The following is a 26,558-nucleotide window of genomic DNA, read 5'->3' as shown; positions in this document are numbered from 1 at the left end:
CAATGCCGTTCGCGTTCCTAGGGTCGGTGTCACGGGCCGGGTCAGCAGCGTCGCCGGCCCCGGGGGACTCGGGAGGAACACAACGATGAGCGACAACGCATCGCGCGGGAACGTCGTCCTCGTCCACGGCGGCTTCGTGGACGGCGCCGGCTGGCAGGGGGTGTACGAGGCCCTGACCGAGGACGGGTACCACGTGGCCGTCGTGCAGAACCCCACCTTGTCCCTGGACGACGACGTGATCGTCACCCGGCGGGTGATCGACGCGCAGCCGGGACCGGTCACGCTGGTCGGCCACTCGTACGGCGGCGCGGTGATCACCGAGGCGGGCAACCACGACAAGGTGACGGCGCTGGTGTACATCGCCGCGTTCGCCCCGGACCAGAGCGAGTCGGTGAACACCCTGATCGCCGACCCGCCGCCCGGCGCGCCGGTGCCGCCGATCCTGCCGCCGGTCGACGGCTTCCTGCTCCTGGACCGGGAGAAGTTCCCCGAGTCCTTCGCCGGCGATCTGCCGCTCGCCCAGGCCCGGTTCCTGGCCGACTCGCAGGTGCCCTGGGGCCTGGCGGCGCTCGGTGGCTCGGTGGCCACCCCGGCCTGGCGGACGAAGCCGTCCTGGTATCTGATCACGTCCGAGGACCGGATGATCCCGCCGCCCGCGCAACACGCCATGGCCGAACGGATCGGCGCGACGACGGTCGAGGTGGCGGGCAGTCACGCGATCTACGTCTCGCAACCCGCCGCCGTCGCCGATCTGATCAAGCAGGCCGCCGGCTCCTGATCCGACGCACGCGCATCCCCGGCCGCCCGCCGTACCGGCCTGCCACGGCCCGGTCGGCGTCTCGGCCGGGCTCCTGCGGATGAACTTCCATGACAGCGGCGGCGAAAGGCGGGGAACGGGCGGATGAGGGTCACCATCGTGGGTGGTGGGATCGCCGGGTTGACGTGCGCACTGAGTCTGCACGCCGCCGGGTTTCGGCCGCGGGTGAGCGAGGCGGCGCAGACGATCGAGGCGGTGGGTGTGGGGATCAACCTGCTGCCGCACGCCGTTCGGGAGCTCACCGAACTCGGCCTGGCCGACGAGTTGGCCGCCATCGCGGTACCCCCGCGTCGGCTGGGCTACCACGACCGGGCGGGTGAGCCGGTGTGGGAGGAGCCGCTCGGACTGGCGGCCGGCTACCGGTGGCCGCAATATTCGGTGCACCGCGGCCGGCTGCACGTCATGTTGCTGGCGGCGGTGCGCGAGCGCCTGGGGCCGGACGCCGTCCGTACCGGCCTGCTGTTCGAACGCTTCGAGCGGACGCGGGACGGCGTTCGGGCCCATTTCCTGGACCGGACGAGCGGCACACCGACCGTGCAGGACGCCGACGTGCTGGTCGGCTCCGACGGCATCGACTCGGTGGTCCGCGCCCGGCTCCACCCCGACGAGGGCACCTCGCACTGGAACGGCGTGCACATGTGGCGCGGGGTCGCCCGATACCCGCACATCCTCGACGGCCGTTCGATCGTGGTGGCCGGCGGCACCCCCGGGGCGAAGTTCGTCGCCTATCCGATCGAGGACCCGGCGACCCCGGGCGGCGCGGCGCTGCTGAACTGGGTGCTGGAGGTACGGCACGGGCGGTCCGCCGAACCCCTGGATCGTTCGCACCGCCGCGTCACGGCGGCGCAGGCCCGTGCCGGCCTGGCCGACTGGAGCCTGCCGTGGATCGACCCGGTGGCGCTGGTCGAACGTTCCTCGACGATCCTCGAATATCCGATGCTCGACCGCGACCCGCTGCCGCGTTGGAGTTTCGGACGCGTCACGCTGCTCGGCGACGCCGCACACCCGATGTTCCCGATGGGCATGAACGGCGGATCGCAGTCCATCGTCGACGCCCGCGTCCTCGCCTGGTGCCTGGCCCGGGACCACGACCCCGTCGCCGCGCTGGACCGCTACGACCGGATGCGCCGACCGGCGGTCAACCCGATCGTCCTGGCCAACCGGGACCTGGGACCGGAAGAGATCATCGCGCGCGCCGCCGAGCACGGCGGACCCCTGCCCACCGGCCGGGCCGAACGGATCGCGAACGGCTACAAGGAACTGGCCGGCGCCTCGGTGACACAGGTCAACACCCACCCGTCGTGGACGATCCCGCCCCAGGCCCCGGATCCGCGCGGCCCGGCAGCGAGCGGACCCTCCGCTGCGAACGCCGACGAACTCACCACACCACCACCGGGGACGAGGGCGTAGCCAACCGGCCCGCAGGATCAGTGGGTCATTCGAGTGAACCGGTGCGGGGGTGGTTGCCGGAGTCGAATCGCCTCGTTGAGAGGAGTGCGCGTCGCATCGGGCGGCGCGGATGCTGTGCTATGCGGGAGATTGTCGTGAACTCGTTCAAGAAGGCCAGTGTCTTGGCTGCCGGTACCGCCGCCCTCCTAGTGGCAGGCACGGGTGCAGCGAGCGCAAGTTCCGAGGCCGACGCCACCTCGTTGCAGTCCTCGGGCGTCGCCTCTGGCAACATCGGCCAGTCTCCGTTCCACACCCCGGCCATCGGATGCAGCGACGCCGGCAACGCGCTGTCTGCGCTCAACACGGCGTTCGGCAACAAATGCCAGATCACCGAGACCGACAACCAGATGGGCAACGAAGGCCACGACGACGACTACGGGCACGAGGGTCACCGCCCGCAGGGCCACCCCCACGGTACCCACCAGCACGACGACGGCCACCGCTCGCTCCTCGAGCGTCTGGGGATCTGACACCTCGTCAAAACCGAGCCCCGGGAACCCGAAACCCGCTCCGGTGTCGCCGCCTTGCGACGACGCCGGAGCATGGGGCGGCCCGCGCCCGATGGCACCACCGGTACCGCCCCGCACGCGAAAGCACGAACGCGCACGCGCACGGATCCGCCGCGGGACCGGTACACGGAGTCCCCGGCGGACCGTCGCGCCATCGGCATGCCCGAACGACGAACCGGTCGAACTGCTCCGCCGCCGACACCGCCGGCACCGCGAACTCCGAGGCGCGGAGCAGAACATGGTTCACCCGGCTCGGACTCGGGGCCGGGACCGGGGCCGGGGCCAAAACCGGGACCGGCCGTGACCGCACCGGACGAAACGTCGGCCCCGACCATCACGCGATGGTCGGGGCCGACGTTTCGTCTGTTGGCGGTGCTCAGCAGGGCTGGTCGATGTGGTCCGGGTGGAAGTGCACGGCTCCCAGCGCCTGCGGGTCGAAGAGGTCCAGGAGCCCGCGCAGCGACTCGTCGGGCTGGTCGGGTCCCCACAGTTCGAGGGCCATCTCGCCGTGGTAGAGCATCGGCCAGCGCACGTATCGGCGCCGGTCCGCGGGGTCGTGCAGGGCGCGCGAGGCGGCCAGGGTGTTGCGCGCGACGTCGATCATCAGGTCCGTCCCGCAGCCGAATCCGTACGGATAGTGGTCCCGGTCCGGCGGGATGCTCTCGATCAGGGCCGGGTCGGCGTACGAGACCCCCACGTGCGCGTGCAGGCCCGCCCGGATGGCCGGCACCTCGCGGGTGCCGTTCGGGTCCCATTGCCAACGGCCCGCCGCGTTGCGGCCGATCCGTACGGTGGGCGCCGCCTCGAAGAGCGCGCAGACCTCCCACGCCTCCACGGACGGTGCCATGGGCTGCGTGCCCTCGGGGGCCAGGACGCGCACCCGGCCCTGGTCGAGCCGATGGTCGACGGCCACGAGGTCGCCGGGCGAGAGGTCGCGCTTGTCGACACCCCAGCGTCCGGACGCGGTGACCACGAGTGCGTCGAGGTCGGGGTCGAAGGCGAAGAGCATGCCCTCGCTGAAGCCCTGGAGGTTGAGGTACCTCAGGTAGGTGCGGGTCAGCCGGGGCGATACGAAGTCGTGCACCGCGTGCGGGGCCGGCAGCAGCCCCAACTCGCCCATCCGGGTCCCGGCCGCCGCCAGGCTCCGCGGTGTCCGGGCGGCGGCCCACGCCTCCGCGGTGATCGCGCCGGGCACCACATCGTGGCGCCCGGCCACTTCGTGCGCGCAGGCCGCGGCGATCAGGCGATCGCAGATGCCCTGGGCGATGTTCTCGGTCTCGGTGGGGTGTCCGCCCTCCATCGTGCACAACGTCGCCTCGGCGACCTCCCCGGGCCGGGCACCGGGGGTGATGAACACGACGGTGAACACACCCACCCTGGCCATCAGGATCCGCGCGACGCGCACCACCTCGGGGTGCGACATCTCGCCCATCCGCTCGGGCACTTCCGCCACCGCGACCAGTCGCCCCACCGTGCCCTGCCGACCCTGCTCCTTGCGGACCCTGATCATCAGCGGCGTCGATTCCTCCACGATCCGGTCGGCGAGCGGGCCGGGGCCGTCGGGCACCGACACGCCCACCAGGACCACATCGAGCCTGCTCTCGTATTCCCCCTGCGGGATCATCCGGTGCCCGCCGCGCTCGAATGCCGCCGTCAGGTCGGCCAGGAACGACCGCAGCACGCCCGACAGTTCCGGAGCGGGGTCGATGACTCGAATGCGGCACGAACGCCACCAGTCCAACTCCTCCAGCCGTCGGCCGGAGGTGGGTACGGCGGATTGCGCGGACATGGATTCCGCTCGGGTTTCGGTCATGCGGGAGTCCTTGAGGTTGTTGCGCGAAAGGCCAGGACGGCGTTCTGGCCGCCGAACGCGACCGAGGTGGAGATCGCGGTGTGCAGACGGGCGGGTCGGCGGGGGGTCTTGGCAACCACGTCCAGGTCCGTCCCGGGGTCGGTGCTTCGGTGATTGGCGGTGGGCGGGATGCTGCCGTGTTCGAGGGTCAGGACGGTCACCGCCGCCTCGATCGCGCCGCCCGCACCACCGGCGTGGCCCAGAATGCTCTTGATCGCGGTGATCGGTGGGCAACGCTCGAACGTGGCGGCGAGGAAACGGGCTTCGGCGGCATCGTTGCGGACCGTGCCGGTGCCGTGGGTGTTGACGTGGTCGACGTCGCTCGGGCTCCAGCCCGCGTCGGCCAGGGCCGCGCGGGTGGCGAGGCACGCGCCGCGGCCGTCGGGGTGCGGCGTGGTGGCGTGGTAGGCGTCGTTCGCGGATCCGTAGCCGGACAGCAGAGCGCGAACGCGGGCCCGGCGGGCGCGCGCGTGGTCCAGGCGCTCCAGGACCAGGATGCCGATACCCTCGCCCAGCACGAATCCGTCGCGGTCGGCGTCGAACGGCCGACCGGCCCGGTCCGGGTCGCCGGGGCGGGTGGACAGGGCGCCCAACTGGGCGAAGCACACAGCGGTGAGCCGGTCGCGCATCGATTCGGCGCCGCCGGCGAAGACGATGTCCAGGGTGCCGGCGCGCAACAGGTCGCGGGCGACGCCCAGCGCGGTGGCCCCGGACGCGCAACCGGCGGCGGGGGCGAAGTTGGCGCCCTGGGCGCCCAGATCGAGGGCGACCTCGATGCCGGGGTCGTTCGGCAGGGAGCGGGGCAGCGCGGCCGGTGAGATGGAGCCGGCGCAACCCGCGGCCAGCTTGGTCATGGCTTCCGTCAGGGATTGCATGCTCGGGCCGCCCGAGCCGATGATCACCCCGACGCGGGTGGGATCCCAGGTGCGCGGGTCCAGGGCGGCGTCGGCCAGGGCCTCGCGGGCGGCGACGACACTCATCTGCGCGGTCCGGTCCATGCGGCGGGACAACCGTCGGCCCAGCCGGGCGTCCCCGTCGAAGCCGGGGACGGCGCAGGAGATGTCCACGGGCAGGTCGGCGAGTACCGGGTCGCGGCGGGCCGTGGAGATGCCGGTACCCAAGGTCCGCCACGTGGCTTCGACCCCGATCCCGCCGGCGGTGACCAGCCCCAGACCGGTGACCGCGACCTCGGAGGTCGCCACGTCAGTTGTCCGAGGACGAGGCAAGGACCGGGGCGGGGGCCGGGACGGAGGCAACGGCCGCGGCGGCGGGTTCGGGTGTGTCGGACGAGGCCGTGGGGTCCGGGATGGCCGGGACGAGCGGTTCGGCCGGTACGTCGGCCTCGAACACCGCCGCGGCCTCGAGCAGGGTGGCGTTCTGGCCCAGGGTGCCGAGCGCGCCGAAATCCTTGCCCGTTCGATCCGCGACGATGATCACCAGCTCTGCCATCGACAGCGAGTCCATCCCCACCGATTCGAACGTCGCTTCGGGAACGATATCCGCGGCGTCGATGCCGAACTCCTCGACCAGCAACTCACACAGCATCGCGTACAAGGGGAATGCCTTCCTGCTCGGTCGGATCGCGCACACCCGGCGGCGCATCGCCGTACCACCCCGATCGGGTATGCGATCGAACGTCCTGTGTATCGGTGGCGCGATCTGGCACAAAACGCCCGCCGGGCCGCCCGCACGCCGCCGAACCGCCCGCCACCTGGGGTGATGGGTCGGGAACAGCATCCGGAGCGGGCCTCGATGTTCACCCGCAAGTACGCAGATCCCGGGCGGCGCGCACGCACGACGACGACGTGGCGTGCCCTCCCGGAGTCTTCGCGGTCAACCGGCCCGCCCCCAACGCGTCCACCGGCGTGCCCGGTTGCCCGACGCGAACGAGTGGAGCAGTGCTCCTGCGCCGAACGGGCGACGGCCGAACAGGCGGTCATCACGAGCCGGACCCCGATTCCTGCCGATCCGCCCCGGTCGGGTGCGAACACGCAGCGGTTCGTGGTGTTTTGCCAGGGCCCGCGCCCGGTAGCGTGCGCCGTCTGCGACACGGCTGCGGCCGGTGGCCGAAAGGCCGTCACGCCGGAACCGTCGTGGCGCGGCGCACACATCGTCGGTCTGCAGGAGGGTTCGGTCGGGTGTTCAGTCGTGTCGCCATCGTCAACCGTGGAGAGGCCGCGATGCGGCTCATCCACGCCGTCCGGGAACTGGCCGCGGAGACCGGTGCCCGGATCGAGACCGTCGCCCTGTACACGGACGTCGACCGGGCGGCCACCTTCGTGCGCGAGGCGGATCTGTCCTACGACCTGGGGCCGGCGTCCGCGCGCCCGTACCTGGACCTGAAGGCCCTGGAGCGGGCGCTGGTGGCGACCGGCGCGGACGCCGCGTGGGTCGGCTGGGGTTTCGTCGCCGAGGATCCGGCGTTCGCCGAGTTGTGCGAGGAGGTCGGCGTCGTATTCGTCGGCCCGGGCGCGGAGGCGATGCGCAAACTCGGCGACAAGATCGGCTCGAAGCTGATCGCGGAGGAGGTGGGTGTACCGGTGGCGCCGTGGAGTCGCGGCGCGGTCGAGACGCTGGACGCGGCGCTGGCCTCGGCGGCGGAGATCGGCTATCCGTTGATGCTCAAGGCGACCGCCGGTGGCGGCGGGCGCGGCATCCGGGTGGTGACCGGCGATGCCGAGTTGGTGGACGCCTTCGAGCGCACGAGTCAGGAGGCGGCGCGGGCGTTCGGCAGCGGTGTGGTGTTCCTGGAGCGGCTGCTCACCGGGGCCCGGCACGTCGAGGTGCAGGTGATCGCCGACGGCGCGGGCACCGCGTGGGCGCTCGGCGTGCGCGACTGTTCGGTGCAGCGCCGCAATCAGAAGGTGGTCGAGGAGTCGGCCTCCCCGGTCCTGGATGCGGGGCAGGTGGCCGAACTCAAGGCGGCGGCGGAGCGGTTGGCGCTGGCGGTGGGCTATCGCGGCGCGGCCACCGTGGAGTTCCTGTACCACATGGGTGATCGGCTGTTCGCGTTCCTGGAGGTCAACACCCGGTTGCAGGTGGAGCATCCGATCACCGAGTGCACGACCGGGTTCGACCTGGTCAAGGCGCAGTTGCGGATCGCCGCGGGCGCCCGCCTGGAGGGGGCGCCGCCGGTCGAGCGCGGGCATGCCGTCGAGGCGCGCCTGAACGCCGAGGATCCCGACCGCGACTTCGCCCCCTCCCCCGGCCGGATCGCCCGTCTGGACCTGCCCGCCGGGCCGGGCATCCGGGTGGACACCGGGGTCGCCGAGGGCGACACCATCCCGGCCGACTTCGACTCGATGATCGCCAAGATCATCGCCCACGGCCGCGACCGCGACGAGGCGTTGGGCCGGTTGCGTCGGGCGCTGGCCGACACCACGGTGATCATCGAGGGCGGCGCGACCAACAAGAGCTTCGTCCTGGATCTGCTGGACCAGCCCGAGGTGATCGACGGCAGCGCCGACACCGGCTGGATCGATCGGGTGCGCGGCGAGGGCCGGTTGATCTCGCACCGGCACTCGGCGGTCGCGCTGGCCGCCGCCGCGATCGAGGCCTACGAGGAGGAGGAACGCGCGGAACGCCGGCGGCTGTTGGCCACGGCCTCCGGCGGCCGCCCGCAGGTGCGGCACGAGAGCGGCCGGCCGCTGGACCTGAAGCTGCGCGGCGCCGGTTACCGGGTGCGCGTGGCCCGCGTCGGCGCGCACCGCTTCCGGGTCGGCATCGAAGCCGGTGCCGCCGCGGGTGCCGGCGACGCGGTGCGCACCGCCGACGTCGAGTTGGAGCGCTTCGACCGGCACACCGGTCGCATCGTGGTCAACGGCGCCGCCCACCGCCTGCTCGCCGCCACCCACGGACCCACCCACCTGGTCGAGATCGACGGGGTGACCCATCGGGTGGGCCGCGACGAGGGCGGCGTGGTCCGCTCCCCCGCGCCGGCGCTGGTCGTCGCCACCCCGCTCGAGATCGGCGCCGAGGTCGAGGCCGGCGCACCGGTCCTGGTGCTGGAGAGCATGAAGATGGAGACGGTGCTGCGCGCACCGTTCAAGGCCCGGCTCAAGGAATGTTCGGTGTCGGTGGGCAGCCAGGTCGAGACCGGCGCGCCGTTGTTGCGCCTGGAACCGCTCGGCGGCGACGACGCCGACACCGGGGACGGCTCGACCGGCGCGTGCGTCGAGTTGGATCTGCCCGCCGGACCCGGGACGGTCCCGGTCGGCGATCGGGTGTTGCGCGGCCGGGAGGATCTGCGCAGCCTGCTGCTCGGCTTCGACGTCGACCCGCACGACGAGGGCCGCGTCCTGGACGACTACCTCGCGGCCCGCCGGGCGGCCGTCGCGGACGGTCACGAGCGGCCGCTGGCCGAGGAGATCGAACTCGTCGACCTGTTCACCGACCTCGCCGAACTGGGCCGCAATCGCCCGGCGGGCGAGGAGGGCGGCGACGGCCACCGGCGCAGCGCCCGGGAGCACTTCCACACCTATCTGCAAAGCCTCGACGTCGAACGGGCCGGGCTGCCCGAGACCTTCCGGGCCAAACTCGCGAAGGCGCTCGCGCACTACAGGGCTTGCGCGGCGGAGCCCTCTGCCGAGCTCGAGGCCGCGGTGTTCCGGATCTTCCTGGGCCGGCAGCGCGCCGCCGCCGACGCCGGGGTGGTCGCCGCGCTGCTGCGGGTGTGGTTGCGGGAGGCGCCGCCGGACGCGACGCTGCGCGAGCCCGTCGGCCTGGCCCTGGAGCGGCTGGTGGCGGCGACGCAGGTGCGCTTTCCGGTGGTCGCCGATCTCGCGCGCGGTCTGGTGTTCGCGTGGTTCGCGCAGCCGTTGTTGCGGCGCAACCGCGCCCGGGTCTATGCCGGTGTGCGCAGGCATCTGCGCCATCTGGACAGGTACCCGGACGCGCCGGACCGGGCCGAGCGCATGGCCGAGATGGTGCGCAGCACCGAGCCCCTGGTACGGCTGCTCGGCCGTCGGCTCGATCGCGACGACCTGGACAACGCGACCATGTTGGAGGTGCTGACCCGGCGGTACTACGGCAACAAGAGCCTCACCGAGGTGCGCAGCCGCGAGATCGCGGGTTGCCCGTTCGTGGTCGCCGAGCGCGCGGGCTCGCGCCTGGTCTCCGCGGCGGTGCGGTTCGACGAGTTGGGCAACGCGCTGCGTGGGCTGGCGGAACTGGCGAACGGGGAGGCGGCGGTGGAGGCCGACGTCTATCTCGCCTGGGAGAAGCAGCCGGTGGACTCCGACACGATGGCGGCCGCGCTGCTCGAGGTGGTGGACGTGTACCCGCTGCCGGATCGGGTGCGCCGACTCACCGCGACGGTGGCGGGCCGCGGCGGCGCGGTGATGCACCACCACTTCACCTTCCGCCCGGTCGACGGCGGGATGGTCGAGGAGCGGTTGATCCGCGGGCTGCACCCGTACATCGCGCAGCGCATGCAGTTGGAGCGGCTGAGCAGGTTCGACCTGACCCGGTTGCCGTCCTCGGACGAGGAGGTCTACCTGTTCCGGTGTGTGGCCCGGGAGAATCCGTCGGACGATCGCCTGGTCGCCTTCGCCCAGGTGCGTGATCTGACCGAACTGCGCGACCACGAGGGCCGGTTGGTGGCCCTGCCGACCGCGGAGAATGTCGTCGCCACGTGCCTGGACTCGATCCGCCGCGCCCAGGCGCGGCGGCCGAGCGCCAGGCGGGCCGACACCAATCGCATCGTGGTCTACGTCTGGCCGCCGAGCGAGATCACGCGCGCGGAACTGGAGACGATCGCCGGGCGGGTGCTGCCGACGGCCGAGGGCGCCGGATTGGAGGAGATCCTGTTCATCGCCCGCCGGCGCGACCGGCACACCGGTGAGCCGGCCAAGATCGCGGTGCGGGTGTGCTTCGACGCCTCGGGCGGCACCGAACTGGCCATCGGGGAGCGTTCGGACGAGCCGGTGGAGCCGGTCGACGACTATCGACGCAAGGTGTTGCGCGCGAGCGGCCGCAACACCGTGTACCCGTACGAGTTGACTCGTCTGCTCGGCGACTTCGTCGAGTACGACCTCGACGAGGGGCACGTGCTGGTCCCGGTGGATCGGCCCCGGGGCGGCAATACGGCGGCGATCGTGGCGGGTGTGGTGAGCACGGCCACCCCGCGCCACCCGCAGGGTGTCGAGCGGGTGGTGCTGCTGGGCGATCCGACGAAGTCGCTGGGCGCGCTCTCGGAGCCGGAGTGCCGCCGGGTGATCGCCGCGCTCGACCTCGCCGAGCGTATGCGGGTGCCGGTGGAGTGGTACGCGTTGTCCTCCGGTGCGCGGATCTCGATGGAGTCGGGCACCGAGAACATGGACTGGGTGGCCGCGGTGCTCAAGCGGATCGTCACGTTCACCCAGGACGGCGGCGAGATCAACATCGTGGTCGCGGGGATCAATGTCGGCGCCCAGCCGTACTGGAACGCCGAGGCGACGATGTTGATGCACACCAGGGGCATCCTGGTGATGACGCCGGATTCGGCGATGGTGCTCACCGGCAAGCATGCGCTCGACTTCTCCGGCGGTGTCTCGGCCGAGGACAACTTCGGCATCGGCGGCTACGACCGGGTGATGGGCCCCAACGGCCAGGCGCAGTACTGGGCGCCGAACCTGGCCGCGGCGCGGGACGTGTTGATGGCGCACTACGACCACACCTATGTCGTGCCCGGCGAGTCGGGGCCGCGCCGGACGAGTACGAGCGACCCGGTCGACCGGGACGTGTCGACGTTCCCGCACGTGGTGGAGGGCAGCGACTTCGCCACCGTCGGCGAGATCTTCTCCGCGACACACAACCCGGACCGCAAGAAGCCGTTCGACATCCGGACCGTGATGCGGGCGTTGTCCGACCAGGACCACCCGGTGTTGGAGCGCTGGGCGGGGATGGCCGACGCGGAGACCGCCGCGGTGCAGGACGTGCACCTGGGCGGCATGCCGGTGTGCCTGCTCGGCATCGAGTCCCGCGCCGTGCCGCGGCACGGCTTCCCGCCCACCGACGGGCCGGCCGCCTACACCGCCGGCACGTTGTTCCCGCAGTCGTCGAAGAAGGCCGCGCGGGCGATCAACGCGGCGTCGGGCAACCGGCCGCTGGTGGTGCTGGCGAACCTGTCCGGCTTCGACGGCTCTCCCGAGTCGATGCGCAAGCTGCAACTCGAATACGGCGCGGAGATCGGCCGGGCGATCGTCAACTTCACCGGCCCGATCGTGTTCTGCGTGATCTCGCGCTACCACGGCGGCGCGTTCGTGGTCTTCTCCAAGGCACTCAACCCGAACATGACGGTGCTCGCGGTGGAGGGCTCGTTCGCCTCGGTGCTCGGCGGCGCGCCGGCCGCCGCGGTGGTCTTCGCCGGGGACGTCGGCGCCCGTACCGCCGCCGATCCCCGGGTCTGCGCGCTCGAGGCCCGCGCCGCGGCGGCCACGGGCGCCGACCGCGTCGCGTTGACCGCCGAGCTCGACGAACTGCGCGCGACGGTCCGCGCGGAGAAACTCGGCGAGGTCGCCGCGGAGTTCGACCGCGTACACGACATCCGCCGTGCGGTGGAGGTGGGTTCGGTCGACGCGGTGATCGCGGCGGCGGAGCTTCGGCCGCGGATCATCGAGGCCATCGAGCGCGCGCTGCCGGTCGATCCGGCCGGCGGATCGCCCGCGACCGCCCGAACGCAGCAATCCGGAGTGCGTCCGTAGGGGTGATTCGCAGAATCGCCGAGATGGGCGGTGAGCAGCGACGATGCCCGAAATCGCGACGATCGTGGGGGGTTTCGTGGGGTGTGGTCGCGTCCGGGCCCTCGGCTCGGCATCCAGGATGTTCCCGACCGCCTCGGCCGAGGTGGTGTTTTCGAAGGTAAGGGGATCTCATGCGCAGGATCACTCGCGCTTCCGTCACCGCCGTCGCGGCGGTGCTCGTGGCGGGCGCGGCGTCCGCCGCACCGGCGTTCGCCCAGGCGGCGGGCGCCGACCAGCCGACGTCGGCCGCGGCCCCGCAGTCGGGCGGGGGCGGCGGCGGTGGTGGCGGGGGTGGCTGGGGCCACGGCGGCGGTGACGACCACGGCGGCGGCGGGGGCGGCGGTTGGGGTCCGTTCGGGGGCGGCGGAGGCGGCGGCAAGGAGGGCGGCGGGGGCGGCGGCGGAGGTCTGTTCGGCGGCGGGGGCGGTGGTGGCGGCAAGGAAGGTGGCCACGGGAGCCACGGCGACCACGGGGGCCACGAGGGCCACGGCGAACACCGGTAGTCGTCCCCACGGCGCCCCGACACGACTTCGGCCTGCTCGATCCGATCGGATCGAGCAGGCCGAAGTCGTTACCACGGGTGCCGGCGCTGCTTCGCCGGCTCGTGCGACTCGATCAGGACGGTGCCGCCGCCCGACGGACCACCTTCGTCTTCGCGCGTTGGATCGAGGCGTTCACGAGCGGTTCCCACGCGGAGCCGAGGAACCTGGTGCCGAAGTCCATGAGTTTCGCGTCGCGGCCGATGTACACGTGGGCGTGACCCTTGCGGACGCCGCGCAGGATGACCCGCGCCGCGTTCTCCGGGGAGGTCTTGGACAGCGTGTCGTGCACCGCCTCGACCTCGACCCGGTCGGTTGCCTCCGAGGTGCGCGAGTTGCGCACGATCGCGGTCTTGATCCCGCCGGGGTATGCCGTGGTCACCCCGATCTCGCTGCCTTCGCGGCGTAGTTCGTTGCGCAGGGAGTCGGAGAACCCCCGGACGGCGTACTTCGTCGCGGAGTAGGCGCTGTGCTGGGGCATGCCGAACAGCCCGAACGACGAGGAGACGTTGACCACGTGGGCGCCGCGGGCCGGGTCGGCGCCGCGCAGGTGTGGGAGGAAGGATTTGGTGCCGTGCGCCACGCCCCAGAAGTTGACGCCCATGATCCACTCGAAGTCGGCCCACTCCATCTCGTCGACGCTCGCGGTCAACGCCACACCGGCGTTGTTGATCACCAGGTTGACCTGGCCGAAGCGCTCCACCGTGGTGTCCGCCCAGTCCTGCACCACGGTGCGCTGTGCGACGTCGACCACGTCGGCGTGCACCCGTTGCGCACCCAGTTGCCGGGCCTGTTCCGCGGTCGCGTCCAGCCCTTGCGCGTCGACGTCGGCCAGGGCCAACTGCGCGCCCTGTGCGGCGAGGGCGAACGCGAGTGCCTGTCCGATCCCGGAAGCGGCTCCTGTCACCGTGCATACGCGTCCTGCGTAGTCTCGAATCACGGACTCACTCCAAACTCTCGACATGATTGGACGATGGGGCGGTCGGAAAGCCGTCATCGCGAAGCGGAGGCAGGGGCGGCCGGCGTCGGATTCCAGGACGAATTCCGCGACCATTGCGCTCGGTTGGGCGGGATCGGTGCGCGAGACCTCGCCCGTACGTGCCCCGCGCCCCGTGGAGAGCCGGTGCCGAACGGGCAGCGGATGGATTCCACAGCGGATTCTCGATTCGTCCCACCCGAAATGGCGGGGGTGGGCGTGCTCTCGGCGAAAGCCGGCCGACCGCGGAGACTCTATGCCCTATTCGGGACCCGGCCGGTACCCGATCGCCCGAACGGGCGAATGGCGCAGCGCTAGGGCGTGGGAATCGGAACGGCCTTGTGGGCCGGGTGATTTGCGGTCCGGGTCGGCGGCCGTTTCGGCGATCGGCGAGGGTCAGGAACTCGGCCGGTCCGCGCCGCCGCCGGTGGGGTCCGCCGTCTGGCCGACCAGTTCCGGGAGTTCCTCCGGGCCGCCGTCGTCGGCCGGCTTCGGGTCGGCCGCGCGGGGGCGACGCCGGGGCAACGACAGGGACGGCGCCCACCAGTTCGCCCGGCCGGTGAGTTGCATCAGGGCGGGGACCAGGACGCCGCGTACGATGGTGGCGTCCACGACGACCGCGACGGCGAGGCCGACCCCGACCGTCTTGAGCATCGTGACGTGGGACATGGTCAACGCGACCATGCTGGCGGCGACGATCAGGGCCGCGGCGGTGAACAGGCGACCGGTGTGCTCGATCCCGAAGACGATCGAGCGGGTGTTGTCCCCGGTACGCACGAACTCCTCCTTGATCCGGGCGAGGAGGAAGACCTCGTAGTCCACGGAGATCCCGAAGGCGACGGCCAGGGTCAGCAGCGGCATCGTCGTCTCCAACGATCCGTCGATCGCGAAGTCGCCCACCAGCCACCGCAGATGACCGTCCTGGAAGACGTAGACGAGGGCCCCCAGGCTCGCGGTCATGCTGAGCAGGCCCATCACGACCGCCTTGACCGGCACCAGGACGCTGCGGGTGAACAGGAAGAGCATGACCAGGGTGCCGACCAGCATGATGCCCGCGCCGTAGGGCAGTGCCTCGCCCAGGGCGTGCTTGGTGTCGGTCAACATCGCCGCCGTGCCCGCGACCACGTGGGGTCGGGGGGCGGGCAGCGTCCGCAACCGGTGTACGAGCGCGACCGTTTCCGGTGCCTGGCCGTCGGCCGTGCCGACCACGTGCAGCACGCTGCCCGCGCCGCCGGGGCGCGCCGGGGCCGCCGGCCCGACCGGGCGGGCGACGACGCGCGTCGTGCCGTCGGGGAGGAGTTCGTCCGCCGGCGGCGCCGGCGCCGGCTCGACCGGAGCTCCCGCGCGATAGTCGCCGGTGTCCGCGATCACGTGCGCGACGTGCGGCAACGCGGACAACCGTCGGGCGTACGCGTCGATCGCCGGTGCGTCGGTCGCCGGGTTCGCCCGGGGCAGGATCACCGGGATGACCCGCTCGGGCGGGTCGGCGAAGTCGGTGCGCAACAGCTTGGCGGTGTGGTGCGGTTCGGAGTGCGTCGGCAGGATCTTCTCGTCGACGGTGGTGAACCGAGCGTGCAGGAAGGGCAGGGCCAGGACCAGCAGGAGGGCGACGGCGGTGCCCCCGCACAGGACCGCACGAGCGGTGGCGAGCGTGGCGATGCGCCGCCAGAGCGGACTGCCGCCGCCCACGCGCACGGTCCCGCGGCGGAAGCGGCGGAACGGGTCCAGTCGGTCCAGGCGTGGTCCCAGTACGGCCAGCAGTGCGGGCAGTACGAGCAGGGACGTCAGCGCCGAGATGCTCACCACGAGGATGGATGCCCACGCCAACGAACGCAGCAGTTCCAGCGGGAAGACGAACAGCGCGGACAGGCACAGGGCCACCGTGGCCGCGGAGAACAGCACGGCGCGGCCGGCCGTGGCCATGCTGTTGGCGATGGCTTGGTGTGATTCGACGCCCCGGGAGAGTTCTTCGCGATATCGGGTCACGATGAACAGGGCGTAGTCGACGGAGAGCGCGAAGCCCAGTGCCGCACAGATGTTGGTCGCGAACACGGTGATCGGCATGGTGTAGGTCAGGGTGGCCAGGAGGGCCAGGGCGCCCGCCACGGAGACCGCGCCGACGGCGAGCGGGATCGCCGCCGCGGTCAGCGACCCGAAGGCGAGCAACAGGATGATCATGGTGAGCGGCGCGGCCAGCAACTCCCCACGTTCGAGGTCGCGTTCGGACTCGTCGGTGGCCTGCGCGACCAGCCATGAGGGCCCGGTGGCATCGACGCGCAGACCTGCGGCGGCCTTGCGCACGGCGGGGACCAGGGCGCGTGCGGTGGCCGCGGTTTTGCGTTCGTCGCCGGCCAGGTCGACGGGGATCAGCGCGCCCTTCCCGTCCCGGGAACGCAACAGGGGGGAGCCGGTGGTCCAGTAGGACTGCGCCCGGTGCACGCCCGGTCGTCCGGCGACCAGTGCGGTGAGCCGGCGGCCCGTCTCCGCGACCTCGACATCGTCCACCGACTTGTCGGAGCGGACGTAGAACACCAGGTCCGCGGCCTTCGCCCCGTATCCGGCGGCCACCCGTTCGGCCTCGGCGGCCCGGGTTCCCGTCGCGGTGAACCCGCCGTTGGACCACCGGTCCCTGGCGCCGGCGAACACCGTGCCGGCCAGCACCAGGACGATCAGCGCGCCGGCCAGGAGCAGGCGGCGGTGCCGGACGCAGCGCCCGGCGAGGCGGCCGAGCGGGCCACCGGCCGCAGCCCGCGTCTCGTGCTCGGGAGGTGGGACCGGGATGGTGTCGAGCATTGCGTGTCCTCCCAGGACGACGTTGTCTGAGCGGGCGGGCGAGGACGCCCGGGCGGCGGGGCCGGGCGCGGGCGCGGCGAGCGGCCATCGGGTCGGGGCGGCGGCCGGCGAGGGCGAATCCGGTTGCCGATGCGCCGCCGGGTCCACGGATATTCGGCGGTCTTTTGCGTGCCGCAAGCGAGAGTACCGCGCGTTCCGACCACGACTCGTGATTATCGGATCCGATCGCCTCGATGCGAAAAATCATATGTGTAAGAATCTGACCCACCGGCCCGGCCCGACGCCCGATCAGGTGAATATATGACCGGTTTTCCGGTCTTAACCATGATCAATTACTGCCGGTCGGCCGGCCTGCCCGAAACTAGGCCAGACGAGTGAATCTGACTTCCCGGTCCGTGGCGCTGGACTTTTGCACCGCCCGCCCATGGATAGGATCAGCGAGCAATACCGGCCATCGGTTTCCCCGAGAAGAGGAATCAAAGCGTGCAGGTTACCTTGACTGGCGGCACCGGTTTTCTGGGCCTGCGACTCGTTCGTGAACTCGTGAATCAGAATTGCTCGGTCTCGCTGCTCTCGCGCGGCGGCCGAATCAGTGCGGTCGATCGAATCGCCCTGGCCCTCGGTCGACTCGGCGAGACACCGGATTTCATTCAGAAATTCCACCGGTGCGCCGACGAGGTGGCCATCGATATCGAGCGCCCGCTGTTCGGCCTCGCGGACGACCAGGTGGAAAAGCTCGTCCGGCGCACCGACATGTTCCTGCACAGTGCCGGAGTCATCGACCTCAATACCGGCGCCCAGGCGATCAGACCCGTGAACGTGACGGGGACGCAGAATTTCCTCGACATCGCCTCCAGGAGTCCGCACGGCGCGCCGTTCTGCTATGTCAGCACCGCGTTCGTGGCCGGCGCGCGGCGCGACGGCACCGTCACCGAGGCCGATCTGATCGACACGTACGGCTTCGAGAACGAATACGAGCGGTCCAAGTACGACGCCGAATCCCTCGTGCACCGGTGGACCCGGGAAACCGGAATGCCGATGCTGATCATGCGGCCCAGTATTCTGCTGACGGACCGGGCCCCGATCGCCGGGCTCCCGACCCATCCCCTGCAGATCATCAGCTCCCTGCTGCGCGCGGGGGCGATCGAAAGGGGTGTTTCCCGACTCTCCATTCCCCGGGGTCTGCGGCCGGTCGTCCACTTGAAGGGACAGCCCGACGCGCGGTTGAACTGCCTTCCCGTCGAGGAGGCCGCGCGGGCCATCGTGAGCATCGCCGCGGAACACCGATCCGCGGCCGGGCAGACCTACCACATCGTGCACCCGGACGACGTGTCCGCCCCGACGCTCGTCGAACTCTTCGAGAAATTCGCACCCGTTCGCCTCGTCCTCGGACCCGAACTGCCCAAAAAGCTCTCCCCGGTCGAGCAGCGTTTTCACAGCTACCCCGGGTTCGGCGCCTATTTTCGGCATACCCGGGTCTTCGACGACCACAATGCGCGTCGCTTCCTGGGCGGGCCCTGTTCCCGGACGACCGTCGACATGGCCTATCTCCTGGCCGGCACACAGGAGGTGCGTTGACGGTCGACACCGGATTCCCTGACGGTCGGCGCAGCCCGACCACATTTCCGAAAGGCCACAGGAGAAACCGTTCATGACCATCGGACTTCAGGCATCACCCCGTCGTGACATGTCGGATCCCACCGCCGACGCCCTCCTGGCCGTGCTTCGCCAACCCCGGAGCTCGGCCACGATCGTTCGGCGCCTGTCCGACTCGGTGACCGGCGCCGTCCTGGGTGACGCGCCCGTCGACGGCTGCGAAGTCGTCGGCACGCTCTCTCCGTTGTATCCCGAATGGCTCGGCGATCGGTCGTTCACCATCGACCACGGTGTGCGATTCCCCTACGTGGCCGGTGAGATGGCGCAGGGAATCGCGGGCGTCGCCATGGTCAAGGCGATGGCGCGCGCCGAACTGCTCGGCATCTTCGGGGCGGCCGGGCTGCCGATCGACGCGGTACGCCGAGCGATCGAGGAGTTGCGCCGCGACCTGCCCGAACACGCCGCGTGGGGGGTGAACATCATCCACAACCCGCACTCGCCCGCCTGGGAGGACGAGGTGGCCGCGCTCGCGATCCGACACGGTGTGCGGTGCGTGTCGGTGTCGGCCTTCAGCAGGGTCACCCGCGCCCTCGCGCACTGTTGCGCCGCGGGTCTGCAGGTGCGCGCCGACGGCCGGGTCGTCCGCCCGCGGATGGTGATGGCCAAGGTCTCGCGTCCCGAGGTCGCCGAACAGTTCCTCGCACCGGCACCGCCCGAGCTGCTGCAGGAGCTGGTCGCCGACGGACTCCTGACCGCCGAGGAGGCCGCACTGGCGGCCCAGGTGCCGATGGTCGACGACCTCACCGTGGAATCCGACAGCGGCGGGCACACCGACGGCAGGCCGTTGTCCACCGCCTTCCCGCAGATCCTGGCGCTGCGCGACGCGGTCGCCCATCGGCACGGCATCGCGCCGCGCACCAGGATCGGTGCGGCCGGCGGCCTGGGCACCCCGCACGCCGTCGCCGCCGCGTTCGCGCTGGGCGCCGCGTACGTGGTGACCGGATCGGTCAACCAGCTCAGCCTGGAGGCCGACACCTCCGACCGGGCCCGGGCGATGCTCCAGGCCGCGGACACCATGGACGTGGCGATGGCACCGTCCGCGGACATGTTCGAGATGGGGTCGAAGGTCCAGGTCCTCAGCCGCGGCACGATGTTCGCCGCCCGGGCCTCGAAGCTCTTCCAGCTCTACCGCGACCACGAGTCGCTCGAGGAGATCCCCCCGGCCCAGATCGCCCGCCTCGAACGGGAGATGTTCCGCCAACCGGTGGACCAGGTATGGGCGCAGACCGAGGAGTTCTGGCGCACCAGGGAGCCCGCGCAGGCCGACCGGGCGGCCGTGGACGCCAAGCACCGCATGGCGCTGGTGTTCCGTTGGTACCTCGGCATGTCCAGCACCTGGGCCACCACCGGGGCCGCCGACCGCGGCATCGACTACCAGATCTGGTGCGGCCCGGCGGTGGGCGCGTTCAACGACTGGCGCAAGGACGGTTTCCTCGCCGATCCCGCGCACCTGTCCGTGGTGCAGATCGCCCGCAACCTCATGGAGGGCGCGACGGTCCTGACCCGCGCCCAACAACTGCGCAGCCACGGTGTCGACCTGCCGGCCCAGGCGTTCACCTTCCCCTCCCACGAACTGCTCTGAATCGTCCGTCGCAAGGAGTCCCGTGACCGAGAGTTCCCGTCCCCCCCAACCGCCCATCGCCGTCGTCGGTCTGAGTACCCTGCTGCCCGGTTCCTCGGACGTCGCCGGGTTCTGGCGCGACCTGGTCCACGCCCGCGACCTCATCCAGGACGTGCCGGACACCCACTGGCTCGTGAGCGATCACTACTCGAGCGACCCCACCGCCACCGACAAGACGTACTGCAAGCGTGGGGCGTTCATGGCGCCGGTGGCCTTCGACCCGCTGGCCTTCGGCACCCCACCGTCCACCATCGACGCCACCGACACGGCGCAACTGCTCAGCATGGTCGCGGCCGAACGTGTGCTGCGGGACGCCTGCGGCGACGACGGCCCCTCCGAGACGATGCGAGAACGCACCGGCATCATCCTCGGCGCCAGCCCCACCGAGCTGGCTTTTCGCATGTCGTTCCGGTCCCAGCGGCCGACCTGGCGCAAGGTCATGCTCGCCCGCGGCCTGGCGGAGCCCAAGGCCGACGAGCTGTGCGACGCCATCGCGGACTCGTATCCCGCGTGGAAGGAAAGCTCCTTCCCCGGGATGCTCACCAACGTCATCGCCGGACGCGTCGCGCGCCACTTCGACCTGCACGGCAGCAACTACACCACCGACGCGGCGTGCGCCAGCTCGCTGTCCGCGATGAGCGCCGCGATCGACGAACTCACGCTCGGCCGCGCCGACATGATGATCACCGGTGGCGTGGACCCGCTGTGCGACGCGTTCGGGTTCACCTGCTTCAGCAAGACCCCGGCGCTGTCCCCGTCGGGCGAGTGCCGGCCCTTCTCCGCCGACGCCGACGGCACCCTCCTGGGCGAGGCCGTGGCGATGATCATGCTCAAGCGGCTCGAGGACGCCGAGCGCGACGGCGACCGCATCTACGCGGTCATCCGCGGCGTCGGCACCTCCTCCGACGGGCGCGGATCCTCCATCTACGCCCCCGCCGTCGCCGGTCAGGTCCGCGCGCTGCACCGGGCCTACGCCAGCGCGGGCTACAGCCCCGCGACGGTGGAGCTGATCGAGGCGCACGGCACCGGCACCAAGGCCGGCGACACCGCGGAAGTGACGGCCCTCAAAGAGGTGTTCGGCTCGGGCGACCCGGCCGATCTCGCGCGCTGCGCGCTCGGATCGGTGAAGTCGCAGATCGGCCACACCCGCACCGCCGCCGGTGCCGTCGGGCTGGCCAAGGCCGTTCTCGCCCTGCACCACAAGATCCTGCCGCCCACCCTCAAGGCCGAGCGGACCGACCCCGCCCTGGAACTGGAGAAGGGCCCTCTCTACCTGAACACCCGGACCCGGCCCTGGATCCGCGGCACCGACCACCCGCGTCGGGCCTCGGTCTCCAGTTTCGGGTTCGGCGGAACCAACTTCCACGTCGCGCTCGAGGAGCACCGGACCGCCGAATCCGCCCCGCCGGCCGAGGCGCACACCCGCAGCGCGCCGAGCGAACTGATCCTGCTGAGCGCCGATTCCGGCCCCGCGCTGGTCGCGGCACTGGACGCGCTGACCGCCGACTCCGCGCCGCCGGCCGACCTGGCGCGCCGCACCCAACTCGGCTTCGACGCCGCGGCGGCGCACCGGCTGTGCCTGGTCGTCGGCGACGCGGACGACCTCCGGGCCCAGGCGTCCGACCTACGACAGCGGATCTCGGCCGAACCGCACACCGCGTTCCACACGCCCGCCGGCGCCCGCTACGCATCCGGTCCCGTCCCGACCGACAAGATCGCGCTGCTGTTCCCGGGACAGGGCAGCCAGTACCCCGGCATGGGGACGGACGTCGTGCTGCACCAGCCGCGCGCACTCGCCGCCTGGGACCGGCTGGCGGGCTTCGAGATCGACGGACACCCCCTGTACCGCTCCGTCTTCCCGGCGCCGGTTCCGGACGAGGCCGGCCGACACGCGCAGGCCGAGCGGCTCAAGGTCACCGAACGCGCGCAACCGGCGCTCGCCGCCCACGCGTTGATGATCGGCGAGATCCTCGGTGCGGTCGGCTTCGAGCCCGACTGCGTGGCGGGCCACAGCTTCGGCGAACTCTCCGCACTGCACGCGGCCGGCGTCTACGACGACGAGACCCTGATGGCCCTGGCCCGCGCCCGCGGCGAACTGCTGCGCGACGCGAGCAAGGTGTCCGGCGCGATGCTCTCGGTCACCGCCTCCGCCAAGGAGGTCGACGACCTGGTCCGCGGCATCCGCCGGGCCTGGGTCGCGAACTACAACTCCCCGACGCAGCACGTCGTCTCGGGCGCGGAATCCGCGATCGCCAAGGTGGAGAAGCGAGCGCAGGAGCAACGACTGCCGACCCAACGGCTCGCCGTCTCCTGCGCCTTCCACAGCCCGCTGCTGCAGTCCGCGACCGCCGGATGGCGGCCCACCCTGGAGAAGTACGAGTTCGCGGCGCCGCGTGTGCCGGTCTACGGCAACGCCGACGCCAAGCCGTATCCGGGCAAGGCGCCCGCGATCCGCACCGTGCTGCACGACCACGTCACCTCCTCCGTACGGTTCGCCGACATGATCCGGGCCATGCACGACGACGGCGTCCGCACGTTCGTCGAGGCCGGACCCGGAACGGTACTCACCGGCCTGGTCGGCAGGATCCTCGGAGACCGGCCGCACGTCGCGCTGAGCGCGGACCACACCAAGGCATCCGGACTCGCCGCGCTGCACCGCGTCCTGGGCGCGCTGGCCGTCGCCGGCCGCCCCCTGGACTTCGCCCCGTTGTGGGCCTCGTTCACCTCCAGCACTCCTTCGCCATCGCTGACAAGGACGGGTATGACCATCCCCATCTCCGGTCCCAACGCCGAAGTGGGCCACCGGGAGAGCACCCCAGCCGCACCGGCCGCACCCGAACCGGGCATCGGGTCGCGCCCGGCCGCCCCGGCCCCGGCGCCGGCGCCGCCGGTCGCCGCCGCGCGCCCGGTCGCACCGCCGGCACCGCTCCCCGTCACCCAGGCCGCCCCACCCGCCCGGGTCCAGGCCGCGCCGCCCGCGGCGGCGCCGGCCATGGCGGTGGCACCCGTTGCCGCCCCCGTACCGGCGCCCGTCGCCGCACCCGTTTCGGCGCCCGTGCCCGCACCCGTACCGGCGACCCCCGCCGGCCCGGTGCGGACCCACGACACGCCGGCCGCGGAGCCGGCCGCGCACGACGTCACCTCGTCCGGGTCCACCTGGACCCCGGAGACCGCGTCCGGCGCCTGGCTGCACGCCTTCCTCGAGGTGCAACGACAGGCGGGCGACGCGCACAACGCCTACCAGAGCACCACGTCGGCCAGCCACGCCTCCTACCTCGACCTGGCCAAGACCTCGCTCGACGCGCTGATGGCCTGGCGGCCCGGGTCCGAGCCCCGAACCGCCGCCGCGCCCACCCCCGTCGAGGTGTCCGCTCCGATCGCACCGAGCCCGCGAGCGCTGGAGAGCGGGCCGCCCGTCCGGGAGATCAGCCCCGCACCGCCCACGCTCACCCACCAGCAGCCGACCCCGGCCACCCAGGCCCGGCCGCCCGTGCCCGCGGCACCGGCCGCCCCGGCCCCCACGCGGCCTGCGGCGCAGCAAAGCCCCGTCCAGGCACCGCCGGCACTCCCGCAGATCCCGGCACCGGCACCGGCACCGGCACCGGCTCCCGCCCCGACCCCGGCCGCCGCGCCGGCCGCGGTTCCCGCGCCGGCCCAGGACAGCGGCGCGGATGTGGCGTTGGCGATCGTGGCCGAACTGACCGGCTACCCGGTCGAGATGCTCACCCCGGACATGGACCTCGAGGTGGACCTCGGCGTCGACTCGATCAAGCGGGTACAGATCCTGACCCGGCTGCGCGACCACTTCCCGGGTGACGCCGACGTCGATCCGGCCGAACTGGCCCAGTTGCGTACCATCGCCGCGATCGCGGAGAAGATCACCTCGCTGCGCACCCTCGACGGCGCCGGCCCGCAGAGCCCGACCCAGGCCCAACCCCAGGTCCAGACCCAGGCTCCCGCCGCTGCTCTGGCTCCCGCTGCGGTCGAGGAGAGCGGTGCGGATGTGGCGTTGGCGATCGTGGCCGAACTGACCGGCTACCCGGTGGAGATGCTCACCCCGGACATGGACCTCGAGGTGGACCTCGGCGTCGACTCGATCAAGCGGGTACAGATCCTGACCCGGCTGCGCGACCACTTCCCGGGCGAGGCCGAGGTCGACCCGGCCGACCTGGCCCGACTGCGGACGATCGCCGCGATCGCGGAGAAGATCACCTCGCTGCGCACCCCCCAGGGCGCCGCCCCGCAACCGCCGGCCCCCGTCGCCGCGCCGGTCACCCGGGCGCAGGAGCAGATCCCCGCGCAGGCCAAGCACGAAGCACCGCAGTTCGCCGTCCTGCGCACCGGCACCACCCTGGTACCCGTCGCGGCGGCGGCCGGCGCCCCGCTCAAGGGCCTGCGCGAACAACCGCTGCTGATCACCGACGACGGCACCGGCGTCGCCGAATGCCTGGCGGAAACCCTGCGCCGCGAGGGCATCAAAGCCTCCGTCACGGACCGCGTGGGCGAAGACTCCACCGCCGTGATCGTGCTCGCCGGCCTGCGCGAGATCGACCCGGCGCAGGACCCGGACGCACCCACCCGTGAGGTCTTCACGACCATGCACACCATCGCCGAGGCGATGGACCGCCGAGGCGGCGTCCTGGTCGTCGTCCAGGACACCGGCGGCGCGTTCGGCACCTCCGGTGTGCGCGGACGCGAGGGCTGCGCGGGTATCGCCGCGCTCGCCCGCACCGCCGCGAACGAATGGGCGCAGGCCTCGATCAAGACGATCGACATCGAGCGGGCCGCGCGCGCCCCGCAGGACATCGCGCAGGCCATCGCCACCGAACTCCTGCACGGCGACGACGCGACCGACGTCGCGCTGGCGGCCGACGGCTCCCGCGCACTGCTGCGCGGCAGCACCGAGCCCGTCGCGGCGGCACAACCGCTCGACCTCGGCCCGGATCCGGTGGTCGTGGTCACCGGTGGCGCGCGCGGCATCACCGCGTCCTGCCTGCTCGCCCTGGCCCAGGCGCACCGGGCCAAGTTCCTGCTCCTGGGTCGGACCCGCCCCGTCGACGAGGACGACGAACTGCGCGGCGCCGCGGACGAGTCCGCCATTCGGCAGATTCTGGCCGGCCGCCGCGACGAGCACACCGGTGCGACCCCGACGCTGGCCGAACTCGCTCTCGCCTCCGGCCGAGTGCTCGCCTCCCGTGAGATCCGCAGCACGCTGGACCGGTTGGCGCTGCTCGGCGCGGAGACCCGGTATGTCACGGCCGATGCCACCGACCGCGAGCGGGTCGCGGAGGTGCTGGCCGAAGTACGCCGGGACTGGGGCCCGATCACCGGCATCATCCACGCCGCGGGGGTCATCGCCGACAACAACATCACGGTCAAGACCCCGGCCCAGTTCACCGCCGTCTACGACACGAAGGTGCACGGATTCCGCACCCTCCTCGAGCTGACCGCCGACGATCCGGTGCGCCTGGTGTGCGCCTTCTCCTCGGTCAGCGCGCGCCTGGGCACCGCCGGGCAGTGCGACTACGCGGCGGCCAACCAGGCCATGGAGCAGATCACCGCGACCGAGGCGACCCACCGCCCGCAATGCACGGTCAAGGCCGTCGCCTGGGGCCCCTGGGCCGGTGGCATGGTCTCCCCCGCGCACGCCGAGCACTTCCGTCGACTCGGTGTGCCGCTCCTCGAAGAGGCCGCCGGAGTCAAGGCGTTCATGACCGAACTCGAGCAGCCCGGGCCCGCCTGCGTCTCGCTCGCCGCCGGCGCCGTGAGCGACCACACGAGCGTCACGGACATCTCCGTCGGCGCCGACACCCACCCCTACCTGGCCGACCACAGCATCGCGGGACGCCCCGTGGTACCGGTGGCGCTGGTCCTGGAATGGTTCACCCGCGCGGCGCGTGCCGCGCTGCCCGACACCGGTTCCGTGCTGATCCGCGACCTGCGCGTGTTGCGCACCATCGCCCTGGACAAGTTCGGGGTGGAGGAGACCCGACTCCGGGTGCATGTACGCCCGGACGACACCCACCCGGACGCCCCGCTGCGCCTGGAGCTCAAGGGCCTCGACGGCGCCCTGCACTACGCGGCCCACGCGGGTTCGGGCGAGGCCGGCGCGATGACCGCCCCGGTCGCGGAACCCGCCGACGAGGGCTTCGAGGTACACCCCGGCAGCGCCGTCTACGACGGGGCCATGCTCTTCCACGGCCCGTTCTTCCACGCCATCGACACGATCAACGCGCTGAGCTCCGCCGGGGCGGCCTCCGACCTCGTCGGGGTCCGCCGGCTCGACTGGCCGCACGACACCTGGCAGACCGACCCGGCCGTGCTGGACGGCGCGCTCCAGATGGCGGTCCTGTGGGTACTGTCCTCGGCCAGCCTGCAATCACTGCCGATGGGCATTCGTGAGGTGCGCGTGTTGTCGACCGGCGCGGTGGACGCGCCGGTGAAGTGCACCGTGCGCAGCGTCATGCAGGGCTCCGACAACGCGATCTGCGATGTCTGGCTCACCACCGAACAGGGCGGCGCGGAGCGGGTGCTGGCCGTGCTCGGCGGCGTGGAGCTGGTCTACCGCCCGAACCTGTCCGACTCGAACCGGGCCGCCTCGCTGATCTCGACGGACGCGTGAAGG

General features: G+C 71.9%; 13 protein-coding genes. 8 read left to right on the top strand and 5 right to left on the bottom strand.

The window, feature by feature from the left end:
- The first annotated feature begins 85 nt into the window (after nucleotides 1-85).
- From ABIA38_RS14160 to ABIA38_RS14150, 3 genes are all read left to right on the top strand, one after another.
- Nucleotides 86-778: an alpha/beta fold hydrolase gene (locus ABIA38_RS14160; RefSeq protein WP_424638942.1), complete on the top strand. Its 693-nt coding sequence runs from the start codon at nucleotides 86-88 to the stop codon at nucleotides 776-778.
- A 123-nt stretch (nucleotides 779-901) separates the two neighbouring features.
- Nucleotides 902-2,227, top strand: a complete 1,326-nt coding sequence (locus ABIA38_RS14155) for an FAD-dependent monooxygenase (protein ID WP_424638941.1) — start codon at nucleotides 902-904, stop codon at nucleotides 2,225-2,227.
- A 134-nt stretch (nucleotides 2,228-2,361) separates the two neighbouring features.
- Nucleotides 2,362-2,736: a chaplin gene (locus ABIA38_RS14150; RefSeq protein WP_424638940.1), complete on the top strand. Its 375-nt coding sequence runs from the start codon at nucleotides 2,362-2,364 to the stop codon at nucleotides 2,734-2,736.
- Between the two features lie 415 nt (nucleotides 2,737-3,151).
- Here ABIA38_RS14150 and ABIA38_RS14145 read toward each other — a convergent pair whose 3' ends face one another.
- From ABIA38_RS14145 to ABIA38_RS14135, 3 genes are read right to left on the bottom strand one after another with little or no spacing between them, the layout of a single operon-like run.
- A complete protein-coding gene (locus ABIA38_RS14145) occupies nucleotides 3,152-4,588 on the bottom strand; it encodes a hypothetical protein (RefSeq protein WP_424638939.1) in 1,437 nt (478 codons plus the stop codon).
- Entirely contained in the window at nucleotides 4,585-5,829 is a 1,245-nt protein-coding gene (locus ABIA38_RS14140) for a beta-ketoacyl-[acyl-carrier-protein] synthase family protein (protein WP_424638938.1), read from the bottom strand. The genes ABIA38_RS14145 and ABIA38_RS14140 overlap by 4 nt, the downstream gene beginning before the upstream one ends.
- A 1-nt stretch (nucleotide 5,830) precedes the next feature.
- The gene (locus ABIA38_RS14135; protein ID WP_424638983.1) at nucleotides 5,831-6,172 is read right to left on the bottom strand and encodes an acyl carrier protein; all 342 of its coding nucleotides are present in this window, start codon (nucleotides 6,170-6,172) and stop codon (nucleotides 5,831-5,833) included.
- Nucleotides 6,173-6,720: 548 nt separating this feature from the next.
- Here ABIA38_RS14135 and ABIA38_RS14130 point away from each other — a divergent pair.
- Together ABIA38_RS14130 and ABIA38_RS14125 are read left to right on the top strand one after the other, a co-directional pair.
- Complete coding sequence (locus ABIA38_RS14130) at nucleotides 6,721-12,309, top strand: carboxyl transferase domain-containing protein (protein ID WP_424638937.1); 5,589 nt, start codon at nucleotides 6,721-6,723, stop codon at nucleotides 12,307-12,309.
- Nucleotides 12,310-12,479: 170 nt separating this feature from the next.
- Complete coding sequence (locus ABIA38_RS14125; RefSeq protein WP_424638936.1) at nucleotides 12,480-12,851, top strand: hypothetical protein; 372 nt, start codon at nucleotides 12,480-12,482, stop codon at nucleotides 12,849-12,851.
- Nucleotides 12,852-12,963: 112 nt separating this feature from the next.
- Here ABIA38_RS14125 and ABIA38_RS14120 read toward each other — a convergent pair whose 3' ends face one another.
- Together ABIA38_RS14120 and ABIA38_RS14115 are read right to left on the bottom strand one after the other, a co-directional pair.
- The gene (locus ABIA38_RS14120) at nucleotides 12,964-13,794 is read right to left on the bottom strand and encodes an SDR family NAD(P)-dependent oxidoreductase (protein WP_424638935.1); all 831 of its coding nucleotides are present in this window, start codon (nucleotides 13,792-13,794) and stop codon (nucleotides 12,964-12,966) included.
- A 465-nt stretch (nucleotides 13,795-14,259) separates the two neighbouring features.
- Complete coding sequence (locus ABIA38_RS14115; protein ID WP_424638934.1) at nucleotides 14,260-16,656, bottom strand: MMPL family transporter; 2,397 nt, start codon at nucleotides 16,654-16,656, stop codon at nucleotides 14,260-14,262.
- A gap of 483 nt (nucleotides 16,657-17,139) precedes the next feature.
- Here ABIA38_RS14115 and ABIA38_RS14110 point away from each other — a divergent pair, with 483 nt between their 5' ends.
- The 3 genes from ABIA38_RS14110 (at nucleotide 17,140) to ABIA38_RS14100 (ending at nucleotide 26,555) form a co-directional block, all read left to right on the top strand.
- Entirely contained in the window at nucleotides 17,140-18,234 is a 1,095-nt protein-coding gene (locus ABIA38_RS14110) for an SDR family oxidoreductase (RefSeq protein ID WP_424638933.1), read from the top strand.
- Between the two features lie 73 nt (nucleotides 18,235-18,307).
- The gene (locus tag ABIA38_RS14105) at nucleotides 18,308-19,894 is read left to right on the top strand and encodes a PfaD family polyunsaturated fatty acid/polyketide biosynthesis protein (protein ID WP_424638932.1); all 1,587 of its coding nucleotides are present in this window, start codon (nucleotides 18,308-18,310) and stop codon (nucleotides 19,892-19,894) included.
- 22 nt (nucleotides 19,895-19,916) lie between these two features.
- Entirely contained in the window at nucleotides 19,917-26,555 is a 6,639-nt protein-coding gene (locus ABIA38_RS14100; protein WP_424638931.1) for an SDR family NAD(P)-dependent oxidoreductase, read from the top strand.
- Nucleotides 26,556-26,558 lie beyond the last annotated feature (3 nt).

Origin of the sequence: Embleya sp. AB8 (assembly GCF_049739465.1) — a bacterium.
Classification (GTDB): Bacteria; Actinomycetota; Actinomycetes; order Streptomycetales; family Streptomycetaceae; genus Embleya.
Note: the sequence above shows the minus strand (reverse complement) of the source record. Positions and strands in the feature narration are given on the sequence as shown.